Origin of the sequence: Exiguobacterium sp. s40 (genome assembly GCF_018617905.1) — a bacterium.
Taxonomy (GTDB): Bacteria; Bacillota; Bacilli; order Exiguobacteriales; family Exiguobacteriaceae; genus Exiguobacterium; species Exiguobacterium mexicanum_A.
On the sequence record NZ_JACSLC010000013.1, the window covers coordinates 13,351 to 34,272 of the forward strand.

27 protein-coding genes and 1 pseudogene are annotated in these 20,922 nt (G+C 49.2%); 12 read left to right on the plus strand and 16 right to left on the minus strand.

All coding sequences use genetic code 11. The features are described 5' to 3' along the window. Positions 1-34: 34 nt before the first annotated feature. From KNP02_RS11350 to KNP02_RS15095, 4 genes and pseudogenes are all read left to right on the plus strand, one after another. The gene (locus KNP02_RS11350; protein ID WP_214709517.1) at positions 35-709 is read left to right on the plus strand and encodes a hypothetical protein; all 675 of its coding nucleotides are present in this window, start codon (positions 35-37) and stop codon (positions 707-709) included. Positions 710-766: 57 nt separating this feature from the next. After that, positions 767-967 carry a hypothetical protein gene (locus KNP02_RS11355; protein ID WP_214709515.1) on the plus strand — a complete coding sequence of 67 codons (201 nt, stop codon included), beginning with the start codon at positions 767-769 and terminating at the stop codon, positions 965-967. Positions 968-1,234: 267 nt separating this feature from the next. Continuing rightward, a pseudogene (locus KNP02_RS15090) lies at positions 1,235-2,098 on the plus strand (SH3 domain-containing protein); the annotation flags it as partial. Between the two features lie 63 nt (positions 2,099-2,161). Further along, a complete protein-coding gene (locus KNP02_RS15095) occupies positions 2,162-2,719 on the plus strand; it encodes an N-acetylmuramoyl-L-alanine amidase family protein (RefSeq protein ID WP_308162318.1) in 558 nt (185 codons plus the stop codon). Between the two features lie 25 nt (positions 2,720-2,744). Here KNP02_RS15095 and KNP02_RS11365 read toward each other — a convergent pair whose 3' ends face one another. Both KNP02_RS11365 and KNP02_RS11370 read right to left on the minus strand, forming a co-directional pair. Then, the gene (locus tag KNP02_RS11365; protein ID WP_214709511.1) at positions 2,745-3,269 is read right to left on the minus strand and encodes a GNAT family N-acetyltransferase; all 525 of its coding nucleotides are present in this window, start codon (positions 3,267-3,269) and stop codon (positions 2,745-2,747) included. A gap of 35 nt (positions 3,270-3,304) precedes the next feature. Beyond that, entirely contained in the window at positions 3,305-4,147 is an 843-nt protein-coding gene (locus tag KNP02_RS11370) for a CPBP family intramembrane glutamic endopeptidase (protein WP_214709509.1), read from the minus strand. Between the two features lie 164 nt (positions 4,148-4,311). Here KNP02_RS11370 and KNP02_RS11375 point away from each other — a divergent pair, with 164 nt between their 5' ends. After that, a complete protein-coding gene (locus KNP02_RS11375; protein WP_251129297.1) occupies positions 4,312-6,669 on the plus strand; it encodes a bifunctional diguanylate cyclase/phosphodiesterase in 2,358 nt (785 codons plus the stop codon). Between the two features lie 77 nt (positions 6,670-6,746). On the opposite strand, the gene KNP02_RS11380 is transcribed toward KNP02_RS11375, so the two are convergent. Then, positions 6,747-7,136 carry a mannitol dehydrogenase family protein gene (locus KNP02_RS11380; protein WP_251129310.1) on the minus strand — a complete coding sequence of 130 codons (390 nt, stop codon included), beginning with the start codon at positions 7,134-7,136 and terminating at the stop codon, positions 6,747-6,749. Here KNP02_RS11380 and KNP02_RS11385 point away from each other — a divergent pair. Continuing rightward, a complete protein-coding gene (locus KNP02_RS11385; protein ID WP_214751525.1) occupies positions 7,103-7,369 on the plus strand; it encodes a hypothetical protein in 267 nt (88 codons plus the stop codon). The two genes, KNP02_RS11380 and KNP02_RS11385, sit on opposite strands and share 34 nt — an antisense overlap. A gap of 33 nt (positions 7,370-7,402) precedes the next feature. Here the strand turns inward: KNP02_RS11385 and KNP02_RS11390 are convergent, their stop codons facing one another. The 7 genes from KNP02_RS11390 to KNP02_RS11420 are packed head-to-tail and all read right to left on the minus strand — an operon-like array spanning position 7,403 to position 11,028. Beyond that, entirely contained in the window at positions 7,403-8,161 is a 759-nt protein-coding gene (locus KNP02_RS11390) for an endonuclease/exonuclease/phosphatase family protein (RefSeq protein WP_214709505.1), read from the minus strand. After that, positions 8,158-8,703 carry a P-loop nucleotide/nucleoside kinase family protein gene (locus KNP02_RS11395; RefSeq protein ID WP_214709503.1) on the minus strand — a complete coding sequence of 182 codons (546 nt, stop codon included), beginning with the start codon at positions 8,701-8,703 and terminating at the stop codon, positions 8,158-8,160. Before KNP02_RS11395 ends, KNP02_RS11390 begins: the two co-directional genes overlap by 4 nt. Positions 8,704-8,738: 35 nt before the next feature. Next, positions 8,739-9,209 carry a hypothetical protein gene (locus KNP02_RS11400; RefSeq protein WP_214709501.1) on the minus strand — a complete coding sequence of 157 codons (471 nt, stop codon included), beginning with the start codon at positions 9,207-9,209 and terminating at the stop codon, positions 8,739-8,741. After that, the gene (locus KNP02_RS11405; RefSeq protein ID WP_214709499.1) at positions 9,202-9,711 is read right to left on the minus strand and encodes a hypothetical protein; all 510 of its coding nucleotides are present in this window, start codon (positions 9,709-9,711) and stop codon (positions 9,202-9,204) included. The genes KNP02_RS11400 and KNP02_RS11405 overlap by 8 nt, the downstream gene beginning before the upstream one ends. After that, positions 9,712-10,155 (minus strand): hypothetical protein, encoded by a 444-nt coding sequence (locus KNP02_RS11410; RefSeq protein WP_131472859.1) that lies wholly within the window; start codon positions 10,153-10,155, stop codon positions 9,712-9,714. A 4-nt stretch (positions 10,156-10,159) separates the two neighbouring features. Then, positions 10,160-10,588: a hypothetical protein gene (locus tag KNP02_RS11415; protein ID WP_214709497.1), complete on the minus strand. Its 429-nt coding sequence runs from the start codon at positions 10,586-10,588 to the stop codon at positions 10,160-10,162. Continuing rightward, on the minus strand, positions 10,585-11,028 hold the full coding sequence (locus tag KNP02_RS11420) for a hypothetical protein (protein ID WP_214709495.1): 444 nt from the start codon (positions 11,026-11,028) through the stop codon (positions 10,585-10,587). The genes KNP02_RS11415 and KNP02_RS11420 overlap by 4 nt, the downstream gene beginning before the upstream one ends. Positions 11,029-11,227: 199 nt before the next feature. Here KNP02_RS11420 and KNP02_RS11425 point away from each other — a divergent pair, with 199 nt between their 5' ends. The 4 genes from KNP02_RS11425 to KNP02_RS11440 all read left to right on the plus strand — a co-directional run bounded on the left by KNP02_RS11425 (position 11,228) and on the right by KNP02_RS11440 (position 13,579). Further along, entirely contained in the window at positions 11,228-11,938 is a 711-nt protein-coding gene (locus KNP02_RS11425; protein ID WP_214709493.1) for a GntR family transcriptional regulator, read from the plus strand. Positions 11,939-12,089: 151 nt separating this feature from the next. After that, a complete protein-coding gene (locus tag KNP02_RS11430) occupies positions 12,090-12,437 on the plus strand; it encodes a PTS lactose/cellobiose transporter subunit IIA (RefSeq protein ID WP_214709491.1) in 348 nt (115 codons plus the stop codon). After that, on the plus strand, positions 12,434-13,057 hold the full coding sequence (locus tag KNP02_RS11435; RefSeq protein WP_251130740.1) for a PTS transporter subunit EIIC: 624 nt from the start codon (positions 12,434-12,436) through the stop codon (positions 13,055-13,057). Before KNP02_RS11430 ends, KNP02_RS11435 begins: the two co-directional genes overlap by 4 nt. 339 nt (positions 13,058-13,396) lie before the next feature. Next, on the plus strand, positions 13,397-13,579 hold the full coding sequence (locus KNP02_RS11440) for a hypothetical protein (RefSeq protein WP_034781551.1): 183 nt from the start codon (positions 13,397-13,399) through the stop codon (positions 13,577-13,579). 48 nt (positions 13,580-13,627) lie between these two features. Here KNP02_RS11440 and KNP02_RS11445 read toward each other — a convergent pair whose 3' ends face one another. The 5 genes from KNP02_RS11445 to KNP02_RS11465 form a co-directional block, all read right to left on the minus strand. Beyond that, positions 13,628-14,089, minus strand: coding sequence for a WapI family immunity protein (locus tag KNP02_RS11445; RefSeq protein ID WP_214709487.1), 462 nt, complete (start codon positions 14,087-14,089; stop codon positions 13,628-13,630). 2 nt (positions 14,090-14,091) lie between these two features. After that, positions 14,092-14,592 (minus strand): hypothetical protein, encoded by a 501-nt coding sequence (locus tag KNP02_RS11450; RefSeq protein WP_214709485.1) that lies wholly within the window; start codon positions 14,590-14,592, stop codon positions 14,092-14,094. A gap of 92 nt (positions 14,593-14,684) precedes the next feature. Further along, positions 14,685-15,428: an extracellular solute-binding protein gene (locus KNP02_RS11455; RefSeq protein WP_251129300.1), complete on the minus strand. Its 744-nt coding sequence runs from the start codon at positions 15,426-15,428 to the stop codon at positions 14,685-14,687. Positions 15,429-15,818: 390 nt separating this feature from the next. Further along, positions 15,819-16,832 (minus strand): LacI family DNA-binding transcriptional regulator, encoded by a 1,014-nt coding sequence (locus tag KNP02_RS11460; RefSeq protein ID WP_214709483.1) that lies wholly within the window; start codon positions 16,830-16,832, stop codon positions 15,819-15,821. Positions 16,833-16,978: 146 nt separating this feature from the next. Further along, entirely contained in the window at positions 16,979-17,851 is an 873-nt protein-coding gene (locus KNP02_RS11465) for a TetR/AcrR family transcriptional regulator (protein WP_131472853.1), read from the minus strand. Positions 17,852-18,005: 154 nt separating this feature from the next. On the opposite strand from KNP02_RS11465, the gene KNP02_RS11470 reads away from it, so the two are divergent. Next, positions 18,006-19,499, plus strand: coding sequence for an MDR family MFS transporter (locus tag KNP02_RS11470; RefSeq protein ID WP_214709481.1), 1,494 nt, complete (start codon positions 18,006-18,008; stop codon positions 19,497-19,499). 48 nt (positions 19,500-19,547) lie between these two features. On the opposite strand, the gene KNP02_RS11475 is transcribed toward KNP02_RS11470, so the two are convergent. Further along, on the minus strand, positions 19,548-20,006 hold the full coding sequence (locus KNP02_RS11475) for a hypothetical protein (protein ID WP_214709479.1): 459 nt from the start codon (positions 20,004-20,006) through the stop codon (positions 19,548-19,550). A gap of 288 nt (positions 20,007-20,294) precedes the next feature. Here KNP02_RS11475 and KNP02_RS11480 point away from each other — a divergent pair, with 288 nt between their 5' ends. Further along, entirely contained in the window at positions 20,295-20,900 is a 606-nt protein-coding gene (locus KNP02_RS11480; protein WP_214709477.1) for an SAM-dependent methyltransferase, read from the plus strand. Positions 20,901-20,922: the final 22 nt, after the last annotated feature.

The window sequence follows — 20,922 nt, forward strand, 5'->3', positions numbered from 1 at the left end:
TATGGACATTTAATAATGGAGGTGAATATAGCATATGGGAAAGTTAAACTTCTTGCTTGCTGAAGACTACATTAAACCAAAAATCTATTTTCAATCAAAACAACAAAACATCTTTGATGCATCATACTCTTCGTCTGATCGAAGTCAATTTGAAGGATTAGAACATTTAACCCAATTGTTACGTTCATCAACAGGTTTTATAGTTAACGCTTTCCAAGTTGATTACTATCAAACTTTACCACGACTCATAGCTAAAACATTGAAAGAAAACAAAATGTACAAGCGCGTTTATGTTTTAGGTCCTGAACTATCTCTTTCCATTCTAAAGCGCAGTTCTAAAACCGTCTATGAGAAACATTTCCAAGAATTCGGATATATAAATATAGAACAAGCATATGATAGTGTTCTTAAACAGTGTTTAGCACTATTAAAAGAAGGTCATATCTTATATGTTCTTCCTGAAGCCTCTATTTGTTGGAATCCAGAACCACTTACACAATTTAAAAATAGATTTACTCCTTTGTGCAGCACCTTACTTAGTCAAGAAGCAAACGTTCCGATTTTGTCATCAAGCACAAAAGAAAATAATGACAAATTTATTTTACACGAACCAAACATGCCTCAACAGTACATTGGTGACTTAGAAACTCGCATTGAACAACAATCTGATGCGATTTATTCATTGCTAGAATCACCATTTTCTGAGTAAAATCATACTAGGGATCGCAACTTACAAAATACACCACCCTACATTGGAGGAATTATCATGAAAAAATTAACTGGAATTTTCTTTATTGCCACAGCACTCTTTTTACTCGGAACTTCTTTCAAGCCATTAGCAGACGATTTTCCACGTCTAACTAAACTTGAGGCTCCTATTCAAAAATTTGCAGATGATTTTCCACGCCTTACGAAAATCGAAGAGCCTATCAAAACATTCGCTGATGATTTCCCTCGCCTTACTTAATCTGAAAAAGAGACGCCTACTAGCGTCTCTTTTTCATTTCTACTTTACTTTTTTATAAATTTCAAAAAAAGTAAAGCAATTTACATATTAACCTCCATTTTTTTCTTGTTTCCTTATATAATAACGGAGACATGATAAAAAATTTCATTTCATATTCTCAATTAAAGGAGCGGATATTGTTTGAACATATCGAAACCATCTTGGAATCTTAAACTATTACTTAGCTCGTCTATCGTTTTAGGAGGACTGGTTGCCATTCCATCTGATTTGACATCACAGTACTTCGAAATAGGCCAAGTCGAAGCTGCCTCAACATATACTACCACTGCTAACCTGAACTTACGTAAGAGCGCATCCACATCTGCTACAATTCTCGTGACAATCCCAAGCGGCAAAGCTGTCACTTATCTCGGTACTTACGGTTCTTGGTACAAAGTCAGCTACGGTGGCAAGACTGGATACGTTTCTTCCCAGTACGTAAAGGTTTCAACGACTAGCACGACAACGACTAGTTCCACAAAAACCTACACGACTACCGCCAACCTGAACCTACGCCAAAGCGCCTCTACATCCGCTACCGTTCTTGTGACAATCCCAAGCGGTAAGGCAGTGACCTATCTCGGCACTTACGGTTCTTGGTACAAAGTCAGCTACGGTGGCAAGACTGGATATGTGTCTTCCCAATACGTAAAGGTTTCAACGACGACGACACCGACGACAACAAGCTCCACAACAAGCTCCACAACAAGCTCCACAAAAACCTACACGACTACCGCCAACCTGAACCTACGCCAAAGCGCCTCTACATCCGCTACCGTTCTTGTGACAATCCCAAGCGGTAAGGCTGTCACTTATCTCGGCACTTACGGTTCTTGGTACAAAGTCAGCTACGGTGGCAAGACTGGATACGTTTCTTCCCAGTACGTAAAGGTTTCAACGACGACGACACCGACGACAACAAGCTCCACAAAAACCTACACGACTACCGTCAACCTGAACCTACGCCAAAGCGCATCTACATCCGCTACCGTTCTCGTGACAGTCCCAAGCGGTAAAGCTGTCACTTATCTCGGCACTTATGGTTCCTGGTACAAAGTCAGCTACGGTGGCAAGACTGGATATGTGTCTTCCCAATACGTAAAGGTTTCAACGACGACGACACCGACGACGTCCACGGGTACGGGACGTACGATTGTGATCGATGCCGGACACGGTGGAAACGACCCTGGAGCTGTCTACGGCTCATCTTACGAAAAAGTGATTGCGTTCGACATTGCCGCACGTCTCGCGAGTACGCTCTCGAATACATATGGCTATAACGCACGGATGACACGCACGAACGATGTCTACTTGTCGCTCGCACAACGCGTCGAATTGACGAAGTCGTATAAAGGCAGCGCCTTTGTCAGCATTCACAACAACTCTTCGACGAATACGTCTTACCACGGTCATGAAGTACTCGTGCCGACCGGAGAAAGCTATACGACGAACCCATACATCTCGGCTAGCCGGAGTCTAGGGGCGGCCATCAACCGTGAACTCGGTGCCCGTATCCCGACAATCCGTAACCGTGGCGTGAAGTATCAAAACGTTTACGTCGTTGGAAAGAACAGCGTCCCTTCGACACTCGTCGAATACGGGTTCATCAGCAACGCAAACGACCGCTCGCATTTGACGAGCACCACTTACCGGCAACGGATGGCAGACGCCACCGCTTCTGGGATTCATCAATTCATGAGCACTTATAAATAAGCAAGAGACCTGACCGCATATGCGATCAGGTCTCTTTTTCTGTAGTCGTACAACGCCAAATCTTATGCGGTGCGCCAGTTCCCCAGTAATGGTCAAGCGTCAACGTCGGCGGCCCGATCCGCTTTTCCCAATAGGCTTGAGACGTCGGGAAGCCAGCATCCAAGTAAAACGCCGTCTGTCCGTTCGCTGACAATTGTCGTTTGATGTTCTCAATCAAGAAGTGACCTACCCCTTGACGTTGGGACGTAGGCGACACGTACATGCAACCGACTTCTGGCGTGTTCGGTTCGACGTCGATATGGGCAGTAATGATGTCATTGGGAGGTAAAATCGCCGCTGTGCCCACGATGACGTCGTCTTTTACGACAACGAAAATTTGAACGGACTCGTCCTCGAAACTGTCCTGAACGGTCGTGTTCAATCGCTCTACTTCTTCATCCAATAGATCGGCATCCTCAAACTGTTCTCGCCGAATCAAGTCACTCAGACTCTCCATGAACAGTCGTTGGAGCGGTTTGACGTCTTCGCGGTCAAGCGGGCGAAAGTTCAATGTCTCCACTTCCCTCTAGTCCTGAATTGTACGTGCTAGTCTTTACCCGCGTCCCGATGGGGGATAACGTTCGCTTGATGCGATCCTTCGACCGCTTCGAGTTGCTCGAGGTGATCATAACCGAGATGGCCGTGTGTCTGCCAGACGAGGATGATCGCGGTCGTAAGGAGTAACAGCGTCAAGTGAAGAAATCCAATCGGGAACGCGCCCGGCTCAATTAACGGAACGAGCGTGAACGAGACATTGAACATCGTGTGCAATAAGAACACAGACCATAAGTTCATCGTCGTGACGTTATAGAGCCACGAAATGATAAACGTGAACGCCAGAATCGCCGAGCCATACGCCCAAAACGGGATCAATGACTGCCCCGTCCCCTCCATGAAGAAGAGCGGAATATGCCAGCCCGCCCAGATGACGCCGACGAACAGGCTCGCCTTGACGGGCGTGACTTTCAGTTGAAACGCATCGAGCAAATATCCGCGCCATCCGTACTCTTCTTGGATTGTTCCTCCAAGGAACAACATGTAGAGGAAATAGGGAACAACGAGCCATGGACGTTCGAGTAACGACGCGCCATCGGCATCGGACCACCAATAGGCAATCAAAAACAACACAGGCAGGAATAAGAGCCCGAACGCGTAATAGCGAACGGACATCTTCCACTCGAACCCTCGCTTCCAAAGCGTCTTCACTCCTAACCAGCCATTCTCTCGAAACGCCATATAGCTCCCTGCCAGACTTGGACCGAACGCCCCAATCACGATAATCACCTGGATCGGTAATCCGGTCCACATATACAGCCCCCACCACGCCAGCCATGAGAACCCGAACGCGATGAGGAGAAACAGAATGATTTCTTTTTTTGTCGGAATCAACGCGTCCCCCTCCCTTCTACACGTAGTTTACCCGCTTTCTGCTTGGCTTCCCTATTTCACGCAAAAAATATTTTCAACAAGTGAAGCAAAATGATAGGTGGGCTTTTGTTTTGCGGGGTATAATTAGAATTACTATAAAAAATACATTCTTTAGCGAGGTATACATGGAACCAGTAGTCGAACACTCGATGAGTCATAATGTTTTTCTTGTGATTCTCTCTTATATCATTGCCGCCGTTTCTGCATACGCCGCCATCGAGCTGGCACGGCGTGTCAATTCAGCGAACCGTTCCGTCCAGAACGTGTGGATCTTAGCTGGAGGTGCGACGCTCGGTCTCGGGATCTGGTCGATGCATTTTATCGCCATGCTCGCGCATGAGGCGTTGCGACCGGTCACGTATTCGATCCCGCTCGTCCTATTTTCCGTCATCATCGCCATGGCTGGCTGTATTTTCGGCTTCTTGATTGTCTCGCGTCGCACGACCCGCCCCGCTTTGATCGGTGCCGGGGTTGTGATGGGCGGCAGTATCGCGAGCATGCATTATGTCGGCATGGCCGCCCTGCAAGGTGTAGTGACTTCGTATAATCCATGGCTTGCGGCGTTATCGGTTCTGATTGCGATTGGCGCCTCGCTCGTCGCCCTCTGGATTGGTTTCTTCTCGAAGTATGCCAAGCAAAAGATTGATCTCGAATTGAAAGTATTTTTCTCGTTGCTGATGGGCATCGCCATCTTCGGCATGCACTTCGTCGGCATGCTAGCCGTGTCGTTCACGTATGTCGAGACGGATCGTCCGTTCGCCAATGCGATCGAGCCATCGTTACTCGCATGGCTCGTCACGGCGATCACGATTCTCTTGTTCGCAATTTTCTTCCTGTCGCTCACGCTCGATCGTCACCTTCGTAAACGAGAGTTCATTCAAGCGACGATTCTTGAGTCGACGACGGATGCCGTCGTCACGACGACGAAAGATGGAATGATCCAATATGCGAACACGGCCTTCTATCGCTTGTTTGACGAAATCGAGGAAGATGCTTTTTTCCAAGACTATCATCCATCGCTCACGATCAATCAACCGTTTTATGAACCACGGCGCGTCGACATCGATGACCGAACGATCGAAGTGACGAGTTACCCACTCAAAGGCGAAACGATGGACCAGATGCTTTGGTTCCTCCGTGACGTCTCAGAAACGATCGCCTCACAGCGTCTCGTCGAACATATGGCGTATCACGACACGCTCACGGATTTGCCGAACCGGCACAAGCTCGAACGTATTCTCGCCGAACATATTCAAATCGAGGACCCGGTCGCTTGTCTCTACATCGACATCGATCGTTGGCGGTTCTTGAGCGACATGCTCGGTCATCACGGTTCGGACGAATTGACGATGCAAATCGCCGAACGTCTGCAAGTGACCATTCACCCGGATGACATTTTGACGCGCGTCGGTTCATCCGAATTCATCATCTTGTTGTTCGACAAGCGGAGCACGCTCGCCAAACAGAAAGCCGAGAAGTGTATCAAGGCGATCTCGCAACCGTTCGATATCGACGGGACGACCGTCGAACTGACGATGAGCGCCGGCATCAGTCATTATCCGAAAGATACGAAGTCGGCCGAGGAGCTCGTGCAATACGCACGCCTCGCCGTCCACGAGTCGAAACGGACCGGTAAGAATCAAATTAAAGAATTCGAAGACGAGTCGAAGCATCAAATCCTTCGTACCGTCGAAATCGAAAAGGCGCTCACGCAGGCGCTCGACCGAAATGAGTTTTCACTCGTGTACCAGCCGAAAGTGTCACTTACGCAAAATCGACTCGAAGGCGTTGAGGCGCTCCTGCGTTGGAACAACCGCGAGCTCGGTCACGTGTCACCGACAGACTTCATTCCAATCGCGGAGAACACCGGCCTGATTCACTCAATCGGCAGTTGGGTCATGCGTGAGTCGTGCCGAGCCTGGGTGCGCTGGAAGAAGTCTGGTGTGAAACCATTCACCCTTTCGGTCAACGTCTCGCCGCTCCAATTCGCACGTGAAGATTTCGTCGAGTCACTCCAAGCCATCTTGGATGAGACCGGGATGGATCCAATGTTCCTCGAATTGGAAGTGACGGAGTCGTCGATGCTGTCCTATGAAGCGTCGACACGGGAGAAACTTGCCCAGCTCCATCAGTTCGGCATCTTGATCTCGCTCGACGATTTCGGGACCGGCTACTCGTCGTTCCGTCAATTGCGGGAGCTCCCGGTCCAAGTGTTGAAGATCGACCGGTCGTTCATCGTCAACTTGTTCACGGACCGGAACCAGGAAGCCATCGTCCGTTCGATGATCCAGCTCGGCCATAACCTTAATATGAAAGTGCTCATGGAAGGCGTCGAGACGTCGGATCAACTCGAATGGTTGCTGAACGAACAGTGTGATTACGTTCAAGGTTATTACTTCAGTCGTCCCCTTCGTGAGAAGGACGTCGTGAAGCACGTCAAATCGGTCACCACTTATATTGAGTTCGGAAAGACCCGAGCTTGAGGAGACTGCAGCCCCTGCGCTGCAGTCTTTTTATATGCCAAAAATCTCCCATGCCGCTCGGGCATAGGAGATTCGATTTACGAGACTTGCGCTTTTTCTTGCTCGCGAATCAAGTGGTATTGTTCGAGGATTAGCTTCGTCAGCGTGTCATCCTCATGCAATTGAAGATATTTTTCCACCGTCGAGACGATGCCGTCTTCTTCGATGGACACATAAAGTTCAGAAGATTCTGAATCCTCAGGGTTGTAATAGGTTAAGGCAGCTGCGATCCCGTATGCGAGTTCGTTCGGTTCGATGCCGTTGTCGATCAGTTCACGGGCCGGTTTGACGAGCCGGTCACTTGGTCCGAGCTTCCGGATTGGTGAGCGGGCGACGCGTGAGACTTCATCTTTCAACTTCGGATTCTCGAATCGTTTGATGATCTTTTGAATGTATGGGCTATGTTCTTTCGCCTCTCGTGTTTCCAGCCGCCTTTTTCTTGGCGCTCGCGCTCTTGTTCAGCTTCCCGTTCTTTAAAGAATGGTGGGATGACCCGTCGCTTCGCCCGAAAGCGTATCGCTTTGCGGGACGTGTTGCCGGCGGCGTCTTGTCATTCCAGCTCTTCGCCTGGCTCCTATTCGGTCAAGGCGAGTGGATCGGAAGTATGTTCTTGATCCCGTTCCTCATTTGTCTCTACTTCGTCATCCGCACGTTCAAATGAAAAAGGGGGAAGCGACTAAGCGTTCCCCCTTTTTTAAGAGATGTCGAGATCGAGTAAGACTCCATAGTGATCACTCGGCAGCATGTCGGTGATTGAATCGGACGTCTTCCCAAACACGTCCACGCTCGAGATGAGCGGGACGTTTCCTTCGTCGTGACGCAATAACATCCAATCATAACGCGACGGTCGTTTCAGCAAGGCATCCTGTTTCAAATACGGATTGTGTCTATAATCCAACGTCGGCTCATCCCCTCCACGATGACATGTGGCGACATCAATCCAACGATGTGCGGTCAAATCACGATAAATCTCCGACTGCGGATTGTCATTGAAGTCACCACATAGCAGCTCGTAACGTTCTCCCTCACCAATCCACTCGCGGACGGCCCGCACTTGCGTTTCCCGAATGTCCGGCGACCGCCAATTCAAATGGACGTTCGTCAATCCGAACGCGTGACCTCCTGCTTGAAACGTCACCCGCATCGCACAGTAGTTCGCTTCTTCTACCTCGTGGTGCCAAATCGCATCATTCGTATCGAGCGGAATGTTGCTTAAGACAGCGAGCCCTTCATCGGGTGAGTCCGGATAGGCGAGAAATACGCAAAACGGATAGCCCGTTTCGTTGGCGATTTGCTCGGCCACACTGATGCCTTGCTCCCCTTCCACATACGTTTTGACTTCTTGAAACGCCAGCACATCGGCGTCAATCATCTTCACTGTGGCACAGATGGACTCGATCCGCTCCGACCATAATGTCGGATTGTTCCAGAGGTTGAACGTCGCAATCCTCATGTACTGGCTCCACTTTGTTGCAAATCTGTCAGCACGAATTGTTCGCTTTCTTGAAGCTGTTGAATCATTTCGCTCAACTCACCGACCGTGTTGTCTAAATAGTAACGGTCCGGTGCACCCGAGCTTAGAAACTCGTTCCGCAATATGATGACCCGCTCGCCCATCTGCGCATCGCTCGGCCGGTGTTGATCACGTTGGACGTGAACGTCTTGCTCCGCCCATAAGATGACGTAGCGCACTTCAATACCTTGTTCAATCCAGTGCGCCGTGTAGCGCTTCACATCTTTCCAAAACGCGACCCAATCCACGACGACGTCATAGCTTGCCTCAAGAAAATTATTGGTTAAAGATACGATGTTCTTCCACACCAGGTCGTTCGCCCGCTCCGATTCCCATGGCCTTTCACGACCGGACACCGTCATATGACTGATGTCGTCACCAGACACATATGCACTCTTCTCCATGTCTTGAGCGAGCCGTCTCGCCGTCGTCGACTTTCCGACACCAGCCGGTCCCGAGATAATCCATACCTTCCGCTTCATCAATTGTTCCCCCTTCAACATGTAAAAGGAAGCGCCTAAGCGCTCCCCCACTTTTGCTCTTCTCGTAATTCGGCTTCCGTGACGTAGTGATCGTCGAGCTGAGCCATGTGACGCTCGTACAGACGATGCTCAAGAATAGCGAGCCCGTATGCTCCTAGCCCAATCAAAGCGAACGTTTGAAGTGAAATCAAATCCGTGAGCAATGCATAAACCCATAATAGGAAGAAGGGTAGTGTCACGAGCCCAAAGATGGAGTTAAGATGGATGAGGCGCTTTGCTGCATCCGACTTCAAAAACTGCTTTTTGATGTTCTCGCGTTGCCACATCTTACGAAAATCAGGAAGACCCGCTGCGATGCTGAGAAATATGACTGTCATTGGTGAGAGCCAATTATACTCTAATGAGAAAAATAGAAGCGCGGCCAACACCGCTGACAAAAACACTTGTGTGGAATGCTTTCTCTGATCGAACGCCGTCAATTCACGCATTTGGCTCCGTTTATCCATGCTCTCGCTCCTGCTCCATCTCACGGGCTTCCCGAATCAACTTTAAATCCTCTCCCGTCAAATAATGACCGTCATGCTTTTGGATGATACGGTCGAGCCATCTCCCCAAAAAGGCAGCTCCCCAGAAAAAGGCTTGCGACAACAAAAATGCCTGGAACGTTTGTGATTGTGTCGTCTCATAAAATACGACGACCCCGTAGTATCCGATTGCGCTAAACCCAATCAAATAAACCGTGTACCGCAACGTGAGCAGCTTTCGTGCTGTTTCGTTTTTCACGAATCGGAGCCACATGAGGAATCGAGTCGTTTCGATGCTAATCAACATAGCGAAAATCGCTACTAAGAACACTAGAAAAAACGAATCGGGCATCTCCCAGTACGATGCGTAAACGAGCATCCCAACGATTGCAGAAACAGCCAGGATGCCAAAACCCCAACCTGTCCACTTTTCAAATCGAAGAATCGTATCAATTTGTTGTTTCGATTGTGGTGACAGTTCCATTCAACTCATCCTTTCGATGACTTCATCATATGTCGGTATATCGGGATCATACTGTTTCAATTGACGCGCAATGATGCGGGAACGATATTTTTCAGTCAAACCCCAAATCCCAAATAGAAATCCAATTCCAAATCCAAGCGACTCCGTTGTGAGTAAGGTCGTCATGAACGTACCCATCAGTATTGCGCTAATCCACGTGTCCGCGTATTCGACTTGCAACCACCGTAAGCTTTTCGGATGCGTCGAGAAGTGCCGAAGGAGGCGGTATTGTGTATGCCCCATGAAAATCAGAAACAGCGCCACGGACCACATTAAAGGAATCAACAACATCTTTTCGAATAGAAGGGCCACAATCATAGATAGGATATAGAGGACTAGTACTGGTACACCGATTCGTCGGATTCGCTTCACCCATCGGACTTCTTGTTGAATCTGATTCTCCATCCGCTCACCCCCTCAGTTGTTCATATGTAGGACGCCACACATCCTCTTCTTTCATCCGCTTCTCGATTCGCATCGTCAGCCATCCGGCCACGCCCACAATCAGAACTCCACCGATATATGCTGTATTCGACTCTAGCAGCTTCCCCCCATTGATGGCGATAAAAAAGGCGACCGTATTCAGGCAGTCACTTCCGATTTGTCGGCGATAGAGATGCGACAATTGCGGATTCAACGTCCGCCGCATCCGGTAACGCTTGACGTACATCACATTGATGGGGACGAGCATAAGCCCCGTAACGATGCCCCAATCCAAACTGTCCGTCCATATCGTGGCGGGGATCACGATGACGAGAAACACGCCTAAAATCCCAAAAATCAGTTGGTGGAATGCGCGAAACCAGGCGCGCTCCGCCTCTACTCGACGATTCTTCATTTCACTTCCTCCAACTCGAGGGCGCGTAAGATTGGGTCATATTCTTGTAGTGTCCGGTTCAAACGGCGCGACACAATCTCGGCCATGATTCCCCAGATGACGACAGCGAACGCCCAATAGAGGTTGTCTCGACTAAAGATCAATAGCCCACCGACCATGATGACAAGCACACTCGTATTTACGAGTTCGTATCCTAATTGCCAGCGGAGCATCTTTTTGGCGACAGGATTGACCAGAAACGACCGTCTCATCCGATATTTCGCCACGTCCGAGACGAGCAGGGCGATTCCGACGAGACCGAGCGGGACAGTCATCCACGTCGTCTGTCCAACGAACATCAACGCGAACGTCAGGATGACCACCACCAATAAGACGTACCCGATGCGTGTATGCCGTTGCTTCCATTCTCGTTCCCGTTCCATTCGAACTGATTGTGCCATATCCTTCTCCTCCTCAACTCTTCTCCTTTTCTATACGAAACCCTTTCAAATTCGTTTCGCCATTTTCAAGGATTCTCTTCACAATCGTTCGACGTTTTTCAACAAATGCCGAAGGATTGTCGTCCATCAATCTATAATTTCTGATATACTGACAGCGTATTCATACCTACAAATTTTCATGTGAAAGGTGCAGACCCTGATGGCTCCAAAGTATAAACAAGTCGCCGAACAGATTGAGACGGACATTATGAATCACGTCTATCAACATACGAACAAGCTCCTCACCGAGGACGAGTACGCCAACAAGTATGGCGTCAGCCGCAACACGATTCGAAAAGCGATTGAGATTCTCGTCAACAAAGGTTACGTCTATCAAGTCCAAGGGAGCGGCGTCTTCGTCCGTGACCATTATATGAGCGATTACGTGAACCTCGAGAAGTTGCAAGGTCTCACGAGTGACTTCAGTGGACGGAAAGTCGAGACGTGCGTCCTAGATTTCGAATTGACGACAGCGAACGATGAAGTGGCCGAGCGGATGAAGTGTGATATCGGCACACCCGTCTATTACGTCAAACGTCTCCGGCTCGTCGATGACCATCCGTTCTCGGTCGAGGATTCGTATTTCCGGAAAGACCTCGTCGTCTATCTCGATCGGGACATCACCGAGAAGTCGATTTACAACTACTTCCGCAACGACCAAAAACTCGCCATCGGTTTCGCCGACCGTGTCATTTACGCCGACTTTTTGAACGCGGAAGATGCGGCACTGCTCGGACTGAAAGAGAACGACCCGGCCCTCCTCGTCGACAACACCGTCTATTTGACGAACGGTCAAATCTTCGACGTATCGCGCTCGACACATCATTTCCGCCATGTGAAGATGCTCAAAGTCTCTAACATCAAGTCCTAAACGCATTCGAGAGATTGTTCTCGTGTGCGTTTTATTATGTTCGCATTTCGGGCGAAAGAAAGGGTTTACATGTAAGCGGTATCGTGCACTATCATCTTTTTATAATTTGTAACTATGAATTTTGGTTATCCATACAAAAAGGAGAGATAATATGGTTTCTGAAACAATTGAAATTACTCCCAAAGATATCTTCGGTTTAATCGCCCTTTCAGGCGACGCGAAAGCAAGCTACCATCATGCGATGCTGTTGATGCAAGAAGGCAAAGCAGAAGAAGCGGCTGAAGCGGTCAAAGCTGGTGACGCGACATTAAAAGAAGCCCACGCCATCCAGACGAAATTCGTCACACTCGAGGCACAAGGGAAAACGGCTACGGTCGGAGTCCTCATGGTGCACGCGCAAGACCACTTAATGAACACGATCCTCGTCAAAGAGATGCTCGGCTATATGATGAACATGCAAAACGAAATCAACCAATTGAAAGGAATGGATCAAAAATGATGAAAATCGGACTCTTCTGTGCAGCAGGTATGTCAACAAGTATGTTAGTCGAAAAGATGAAAGCGGTTGCCGAGCATACGTTCACAGAAGTCGTCTATGACGTGCTTCAAGCACCACTTCAAAACTTGACAGACACACTTGCCGGAGCCGTCATCATCATGGTGCTCATGTCAGTCATGTGGTGGTGTGGAATTCACGGAGCTGCGATCATCATGGGACCACTCATCGTCGCCCGTTCGGCTCACTTGAAGCAGCTCGGTAAGCTCTCACTCGCACCAAGTCTCTTCAACATCAACGAGCCGGTCATCTTCGGGATGCCAATCGTGTTCAACCCGATCATGTTCGTACCATTCGTCATCGTTCCAGCGATTGCTTCGTTCATGGTGTACTTCTCAATCCTTTGGGGCTGGGCCGACTCGTTCAACGCGCTTCAAGTGCCTTGGACGACACCACCGGTCATCTCTGGTTTCTTGATCGGCGGATGGCGTGCAGCGCTCTTACAGATCGTCACGATCGCTTTGGCCGTAGCCGTCTACCTCCCGTTCGTCCGCACGCAAGACCGCGTGTCGTATGGTGAAGAGTTGAAAGCACAAGAAGACGCAGACAAAGCGTCAGCCTAAGCAAAAAACGACAGCCCTTCTCAGCGATGAGAAGGGCTGTTATATTTAGGGAAACAAGTAATAATGTGGATGGTCTTCAAACATTGTCTGCTCAGTCGACACGACTTAGAAATGAGGAAAGATCTCTATGACAAGAAAAAGTATGCAATGGATTGCGTCTGCTATCGCTATTTTGCCTACGTTCGCTCTAGCGATGGCTATGATTGTCGGATTTCAGTTATCAAGAGAAGACACGAGAACTATCTTGTCTATAGCTTACGGGCTATCGGTGGCCCTACTCTTGATTTCTCTTCTTCTACCTAAGATAGTTACTAACAAATAGATAAGGAGTAACTGGATATGAAAAACTACACCCCTAGCTTCATGATCTTATCGAGCGCAGCGCTCGCTTTCGGGCTTGGGTTCAAATCCATCGTCCCGTACGCGATGTTGATCGGCATCGGGCTACATATGATTTTTCTTCTATGTGCCGCCTACTCGTTAGGCAAGTACCGGGCCAATAAATCACAACTCGATTCGTAACGCCATGACACTTACTGTCACGGCGTTTTTTTCATCTGTTTCGTCTTATTACAAATCACTCTCACGTTCCCGGACCGGAAATTCAGCAGCGATGTCTCGCAAGCCTTTTAGAAAGTGCTCCACGTTCGCTACAGAGGTTTCAAAGTTAATATCAAGTTCTTCCGTCTCGTCCCCGAGCGGGTGCTCCAGATGGCCTCGCACGTCCACTTCGTCCCCATCGCCGTCTCTCCTCGTCACCGTCAAGCGGATATACGGTTCTGTCGGTTCGAACTCGACTTTTTGTGTGTCACCGGCAACGAACGACTCGAACACCGGTATGTAGTGTGCGACGAGCAAACTGTCGAGCATGATGTCATCGAACGTGATGCGATGGTCCGGCGTATGGAGCCCGACCCAATTCCGATGCCACGCCGCATCATGGATGTCATCGGCGTCAGGATAGGCATACGCATAGCTCTCGATCGTCACATCAATCGTTTCGTCGCGCGACGCCAACTTCGTGAGCGCCATCGTCAACCGTCCTTCCTGAGCGAATAGCCGTCAATCTCCAAGAGGCGCATCCGTTTCTGATCCACCGCTGCGTGGACGATGACCGTCACGCCTGGATTGAGTTCCATCATCTTCTTGATTTTCGTCAAGTCGTCCCCTTTGATTTCGACCGGCAAGACGAACTCGCCTTCCTTCAAATGGATGAACTTGATCTTTCCTTTGTCGTCATAACCTGTCACTTCATACGTTGCATACTCGCGTTTCATCAACATCTCCCCTTCTTCCGAATCAATCTCCACACCGAGATCACGAATTTCCCGTTCCCGTTCAATCCGTTTATTCCGTTCCATCAGTCCTTTCACGCCTAAAAAAGAAGAGAACAACACAATAAAGATCATGAGGACATTCGAATAGACAAACCCATAGAGCAAACCGTACATGAACCAGCACAGCAACGACATCATCATAAGCGTGGTCGTCTTACCCTGTTCCCGCTCTTGATCCGTTCTATGGTGTGACGCCATCATCCGTCCTCCTCTCCATACTTCATACGTTCCCCGCTTGAATCGGTTCCACACAAGAAATCCACCCCTGTAGCGGCAGGGATGGATCCAGCTTACGCCTCGACGCTATCCGCGTGTTTGGCTTTCTGGTCCGCGATGACGCCTGCGTACCATTTCGCGCTGTCTTTCAAGACGCTGTGAAGACCCCATGTCGGGAGGACGTAAGAGAAGACTTGTGTCTCTGTCTCTTTGCCGCCTTCTTTCACTTTGATCGGCTTCGACATCCCTTCGAACCAAGATGGTGACCATTCTGGAGCGAGTGCCGTGTATTGTTTCTCACGAAGCTCCTTCGCGTAGTCCATGTAGTTGATCTTGTCTTCTGTCAAGACGAGTTCGTTCTTGTCGTTTACCCATGCTTTTGGGTTCGCGCCTTGTGAGAACCAACGAATCGCGCCTTCGTCCAGGAACATTTTGTAGCCTTTTTGCTTCATCTTCTCTGCAACTTCGAAGACGCCGTCCATCGAGCTCATCATGTTGCCGATTTCAGCCGGATCGTCCGTACCGAGCACTTCTTTCGCTAAGCTGCGTTTGTAGTAGACGCCACCTGGTGTCGTTTGCCACGAAAGCGCGCGCACGTTGCCATCTTTATCTTTCCCGAGGTCGAAGACGTAAGGGATGTAATCGTCTGAGATACCGTCGACGTTATAAAACTCGTCTGAAAGGTTTTCCCAGTATCCTGCGTCAACCCATTGCTTGAGGAACGCGATTTCTCCTGTGAAGACGTCCGGTGCCCCAACGCCGCTTTCAAGTGCCGGCTTAAGTTTTGTCGGATAGTTCGCGATTGGAACGATTGTCAATTCAACCTTAACGCCGTTCTTCTCTTCGTATGTTTTGATTGGCTCTTTAAGCTCGTCGTCCGTGAACGACCAAACTTTAAGTACGTCGTCTTTGCCACCTGTCGCTTCTGAAGATCCTTCGTCGTTTGAGCACGCGCCTAAGACGCCGACTGATAGTGCTCCGATCGAGAGTAAGCTGACTAATTTTTTCGCATGTGTGAACCCATCCTTTTAAGTGTTTTAAAAAGCGTTTACAAGAAGAGGTAATAATTTGTCGAAAGCGCTTTCGAAAATATTGAAATAAAATATCGAAAGCGGTTTCGATTTAGGGTGAATGATTTTCGAAATCGTTCTCTTCTCTCTATTCCGCTGAAGCGAACAGAGCGACTTCGAAAGATCATCGTGACTTGTTTACTTTTTGACCGATGCGCAAGACGCACGTTCAATCAACCGAACTGGGATGACACGACGTTCAGTCCGTCGTTCTTTGGCTGTCATCTGCTCGATGAGCAGTTCGGCCGCCGCTTCTCCGATTTCGTCCGTATCTTGACGAATCGTCGTCAGCTTCGGTGTGATGTATTTGATCATCTCGATGTCGTCATAGCCGATAATCGAGATGTCTTCCGGGACCCGGAGACCGTGTTCATGGACGGCTTCGATTGCCCCGATGGCCATTTGATCGCCTGCGACGAAGACTGCTGTCGGCGGTGCCGGCAGTTGTAATAACTTCTCCATCGCCTGCTTGCCTTCTTCGACCGAGAAGAACCCGGCGTTGACCAAGTAACCTGGTTGAATCGGTAAGTCGAGTGCGTGCATCGCAAGCTCATACCCTTTCACCCGGGCCGCACCGGCGTCAATCGACGAATCTCCGGCGATGTGCGCGATATGGCGATGTCCTAACTCGTACAAGTAGTTCACAGCCATGCGGGCACCTTCCGTGTTGTCCGAGTAGACGACGCTACAGTTCGCGCTGTCCATATCGACCACGACGATCGGGATATCGCTTTGCATGAGCTCTTGCACTTGCACGTCCATCCGGTCCGAACAAATAACGACGATACCGTCGACTACTCGATGTTTGAAATGTTCGAGATAACTCATGTCACGGTTGCGAAGGTTTCGAGAGGCGAAGATTAAATCGTAGCCGTGTTCCTCGGTCGCGTGACGGAAACTTTCAATGATGCCGTTAAAAAATGGATGTTTCATTCCGACTTCGTTCGCTTCTGAGAACATGACCCCAATCGCCCACGATTTTTTCGTCGATAACGACTGGGCGTGTGCGTTCGGCAGATAGTCCATCTCAGCCGCTGCTTGTAATATTTTGGCTCTCGTCTTTTCGCTGACGTCCTTATAGTTGTTCAACGCTTTGGAGACCGTCGTAATCGAAAAGCCAGTTTTTTTAGCTAAATCATAAATCGTGCCCATGTCATTCTCCTCTTCCCGAAAGCGCTTTCGGTAATTTGATTGTAGCGCATGAATTTGTAGGAATCAATTCTTTTTCGTGGAATATTTTGAGATTTATTTTCGTACCGTGTTTCTTCTATATTAACGGATAAAATCACTTTTTGTCGTTAGTGTGTCCGCGTGTATAACCAAACGAGATTCGTGAACTTTTGAACTTCCGTCTCTCCCGTCTCACCTTTGAACAAACGTTGGAACGGTTTCAGCAACTGTTCAAGGACGATTTTCCGGAGCCGGTCTTGATGGAGTTCGTACGTGATTGCTTCGAATAAATCGGCTTGTTCCTCGGTCATCTTCACGTGCTCATGGATGCGCGCCGCCATCCCAATCAACTCATCTTTCGTGACGAGGTTCTTATCCGTCGTCCCCCGCATTTGATCGACAGTGACCGGGTTCAAGATATGTTCTCCGGTGTCGACCATACGCGCCGCCATCAACTCGACGTAGGCGTACAAATTACGAATCAATCGCTGAATCGAGTAGGCCGTGTTCGTGATGCGGAGTGTGAACAGGATATGTTGCAACATCCCGTTGAAGAGCACTGTCAACTCGACCGAATACGGGCGAATCTCTTCCCCGATAATTTCTGTCAGGCGCATGGCGAGCCACTCGATCTCATAGACGCGGTGTTGTAAGACGAGCTTTTTCAATTCAGGCTCATTCGCTGACATAATCGACTCGAACAAGGCGTGGAGATTCCGCTCCTCGTTCAATTGAATGAGAATCGAAATCTGCTCGATAAAGACGTCCTTGTCGCGTTTGTCACGTCCCATCTGCATCTCAATCCGGCGTTGTCCAGCGTCATAGCGCAAGTTCTCGAGAATGTTGGCGACACAGTCCGTCTTCGAGGCGAAGTAGTTATAGAACGTGCCTTTTGAGATGTTGGCCCGTTCGATGATTTCTTGGACCGACGTCTGCTGCACTCCGTTCTCAATGAACAAAGCCATGGCGACGTCAGCAACTTTTCGTTTCTTATCCTTCATATATTGATTGCTCCGTTCTGTCTGGTTTCTGGCTTAAGTATACCATTTTGAACCGACAGTACAAAATGGTTGATTAATTTGTACGGCGGGTATAAAATCACTACATCGACACTTACTAGTATATAACTATTCAGAACATAAAGGAGCAACTCGTATGAAACCAGAATTCCAAAAGAAACCGCCGTATCTCATGCTCGCGGTCCTCTTTGTCGGGGCGTTCATCGCCTTCCTCAACAACTCTTTACTTAACGTCGCGCTCCCATCGATCATGGTCGATTTGGAGATTGCTGACTACTCGACCGTCCAATGGCTCGCGACAGGATTTATGCTCGTCACAGGCGTGCTCGTCCCAGCATCGGCCTACTTGATCACCCGGTTCTCGAACCGTGGTCTCTTCATCACGTCGATGGCGATTTTCGCTCTCGGGACGGCCATCGCCGCTTTCTCTCCGAACTTCGGTGTCTTACTCGCCGGTCGGATGATTCAAGCGGTCGGGGCGTCGACGATGGGACCGCTCTTGATGAACGTCATGCTCGTCAGTTTCCCGCGTGAAAAACGCGGAACGGCGATGGGCATTTTCGGTCTCGTCATGATTTCTGCACCAGCGATCGGACCGACACTCTCGGGCTACATCGTCGAATACTACGACTGGCGCGTCTTGTTCGAAATGATTCTCCCGCTCGCCATCATCGGCCTCGGTCTCGCCATTTGGAAAGCCGAGAACGTCATGGTCCAAAATAAAGAGCAATCGCTCGATTACTTGTCACTCGTCTTATCGACGCTCGGGTTCGGTGGCGTCTTGTACGGTGTCAGCTCAGCGAGTTCAGACGGCTGGGATAACCCAATCGTCTTGACGACGATGATCGTCGGATTCGTCGCGTTGATCGCCTTCGTCATCCGTCAGCTCAACATGGAGAAACCGCTCCTCGACTTACGGGCATACAAATACCCGATGTTCGCGCTCGCTTCAATCATCGCGATTGTCAACGCCGTCGCCATGTTCTCCGGGATGATTTTGACACCGGCCTACGTTCAAAGCGTCCGCGGCATCTCGCCTCTCGACTCTGGGCTCATGTTGTTACCGGGTGCGATCATCATGGGGATCATGTCACCGATCACAGGGAAACTGTTCGATAAGTTCGGACCGAAGTTACTCTCGATCACAGGTCTCACGATTACCGCGATCTCAACGTACATGCTCGCCAACGTCCAACTCGATTCGACGTACACGTACATCGTGACGACGTACACGCTTCGCATGTTCGGGATGTCGATGGTCATGATGCCGATTTTAACTAACGGTCTTAATCAGTTGCCAACGCATCTCAACCCGCACGGGACTGCCATCAACAACACTGCCCAACAAGTGTCGGGTGCGATCGGTACGGCCATCCTTATCACCGTCATGAACTCGGTGACACGGACCGAAGCCGAATCGCTCATGACCGGCGTCGACCCAGCGACACTTACCGAAAGTGCGATGGGCGCATTGACGCAACAAGCGTTACTGTCAGGGATTCAGTATTCGTTCTACGTGGCACTTGGAATGAACCTACTCGCGCTCGTTCTCGCCTTCTTCGTGAAACGGGTTGATGTTAAAAAACTTGATTTCAAAGAAGAGACAGCAGAACTCAAAAAAGCGAATTAATGAATACAACAAGCCGTCCTGTGCGAACAGGGCGGCTTGTTTTCTCGGTTATCCTTTTGTGAAACTCAAATCATGCCGACTCGGATGCTCCGGGTCAATCTGTCGAATCTTCCGCTCGTAATGTATCGTCGTGGCTGCCTGTGCAGCAATCGCACCAAAGAAAATGACGAGCCATAAAAGCAAGTTTGACTGCATGTCGTTCTTAAATAAGAAGTAGAATCCAATCGCCCCGAACAACGAGACGGCGTTGCGGCCAACGTACGTGCGACGAATGAACTTCTGAACGGTCCGTTCGTCCGTCAATCGTTGCATGAATCGGCTCTCGCGCCACTCCAAATAGATCAACACAACGAGCGCCGCTAAGAAGGCGATTCTATAACCCGTTTGAAACTCATTCATGACCAATAGCGCAAATGAGAGACCGACCGCGATGACGACCGATACGTGCAAGGGCATCCATCTTTTTTGATACAGTTGAATCGTCCGGATCCGTGCTTGTTTCTCCATTCGTAATCACCTCACTTCTATCTTACGTAAGAAAACTGGTTTTTGTTCCCTTTTTTAAGGATTTAGATTATTCTGATTAGAGGAAGATATTGAATGTAGGGGTGAAGGATAGTGACTTGCAACCAAATACGATTGTTTAGCGGACTCGCACTTCTCGTGACGGGCGTCGCTTTACTACTTAAACGTTAACAAGCATTCGGGGCATCTACTCGGATGCTTTTTTCATGTAAACTGAAAGAACAAACTTGAGGACGTATAAGCTCTACGTCCGTTAAGGAGGAACAGAGCATGTCAACTTGGGACAAACGGTTCAATACGGATGAGTATGTATATGGGGAAGCCCCGAATGCCTTTGTGAAGCAACAGGCACATCTGTTCAAACGAGGGATGCGCGTGCTCGCGATCGCCGAAGGGGAAGGTCGAAACGCGGTTTGGCTCGCAGAACAAGGAGTCAATGTGGACATGTGGGACTATTCGCAAGTCGGTCTCGACAAAGCAAACCGGTTAGCGGAACGCCGCGGGGTCACTCTTCATACTCGTCTCGTCGATTTGGCTGAGGCCGATTGGCCGATAGACACCTATGACGCCATCGTCTGTATTTACGGACATTTCCCCGACAACGTGAAAAAATCCGTCTTAGGAGGCGTCAAGCGGGCCTTAAAACCAGGTGGTTATTTTGTGACGGAAGTCTACAGTGAGGCGCAACTCGATTACGGGACGGGCGGTCCGAAACAAAAAGTACTGCTATATGCGCCCGCTGACTTCTCCACACTAACGGATTCATTCAAAACGATTCACTTTTTCGACGGGACCATGGAACGGTATGAAGGCGCGCTCCATAACGGCGAATCGGCGATCTTGCAATATATCGGTCAAAAAGCAAGCAGCCTATAAATAAACGAAAACCGACTCGCTA

Bases quoted from the DNA above. Each gene is read 5' to 3' on its own strand.
- KNP02_RS11350 (WP_214709517.1), top strand. From the start codon at position 35: ATGGGAAAGTTAAACTTCTTGCTTGCTGAAGACTACATTAAACCAAAA.
- KNP02_RS11355 (WP_214709515.1), top strand. From the start codon at position 767: ATGAAAAAATTAACTGGAATTTTCTTTATTGCCACAGCACTCTTTTTA.
- KNP02_RS11375 (WP_251129297.1), top strand. From the start codon at position 4,312: ATGGAACCAGTAGTCGAACACTCGATGAGTCATAATGTTTTTCTTGTG.
- KNP02_RS11385 (WP_214751525.1), top strand. From the start codon at position 7,103: ATGGGCTATGTTCTTTCGCCTCTCGTGTTTCCAGCCGCCTTTTTCTTG.
- KNP02_RS11390 (WP_214709505.1), bottom strand. From the start codon at position 8,161: ATGAGGATTGCGACGTTCAACCTCTGGAACAATCCGACATTATGGTCG.
- KNP02_RS11395 (WP_214709503.1), bottom strand. From the start codon at position 8,703: ATGAAGCGGAAGGTATGGATTATCTCGGGACCGGCTGGTGTCGGAAAG.
- KNP02_RS11400 (WP_214709501.1), bottom strand. From the start codon at position 9,209: ATGGATAAACGGAGCCAAATGCGTGAATTGACGGCGTTCGATCAGAGA.
- KNP02_RS11405 (WP_214709499.1), bottom strand. From the start codon at position 9,711: ATGGAACTGTCACCACAATCGAAACAACAAATTGATACGATTCTTCGA.
- KNP02_RS11410 (WP_131472859.1), bottom strand. From the start codon at position 10,155: ATGGAGAATCAGATTCAACAAGAAGTCCGATGGGTGAAGCGAATCCGA.
- KNP02_RS11415 (WP_214709497.1), bottom strand. From the start codon at position 10,588: ATGAAGAATCGTCGAGTAGAGGCGGAGCGCGCCTGGTTTCGCGCATTC.
- KNP02_RS11420 (WP_214709495.1), bottom strand. From the start codon at position 11,028: ATGGCACAATCAGTTCGAATGGAACGGGAACGAGAATGGAAGCAACGG.
- KNP02_RS11425 (WP_214709493.1), top strand. From the start codon at position 11,228: ATGGCTCCAAAGTATAAACAAGTCGCCGAACAGATTGAGACGGACATT.
- KNP02_RS11430 (WP_214709491.1), top strand. From the start codon at position 12,090: ATGGTTTCTGAAACAATTGAAATTACTCCCAAAGATATCTTCGGTTTA.
- KNP02_RS11435 (WP_251130740.1), top strand. From the start codon at position 12,434: ATGATGAAAATCGGACTCTTCTGTGCAGCAGGTATGTCAACAAGTATG.
- KNP02_RS11440 (WP_034781551.1), top strand. From the start codon at position 13,397: ATGAAAAACTACACCCCTAGCTTCATGATCTTATCGAGCGCAGCGCTC.
- KNP02_RS11445 (WP_214709487.1), bottom strand. From the start codon at position 14,089: ATGGCGCTCACGAAGTTGGCGTCGCGCGACGAAACGATTGATGTGACG.
- KNP02_RS11450 (WP_214709485.1), bottom strand. From the start codon at position 14,592: ATGGCGTCACACCATAGAACGGATCAAGAGCGGGAACAGGGTAAGACG.
- KNP02_RS11460 (WP_214709483.1), bottom strand. From the start codon at position 16,832: ATGGGCACGATTTATGATTTAGCTAAAAAAACTGGCTTTTCGATTACG.
- KNP02_RS11465 (WP_131472853.1), bottom strand. From the start codon at position 17,851: ATGAAGGATAAGAAACGAAAAGTTGCTGACGTCGCCATGGCTTTGTTC.
- KNP02_RS11470 (WP_214709481.1), top strand. From the start codon at position 18,006: ATGAAACCAGAATTCCAAAAGAAACCGCCGTATCTCATGCTCGCGGTC.
- KNP02_RS11475 (WP_214709479.1), bottom strand. From the start codon at position 20,006: ATGGAGAAACAAGCACGGATCCGGACGATTCAACTGTATCAAAAAAGA.
- KNP02_RS11480 (WP_214709477.1), top strand. From the start codon at position 20,295: ATGTCAACTTGGGACAAACGGTTCAATACGGATGAGTATGTATATGGG.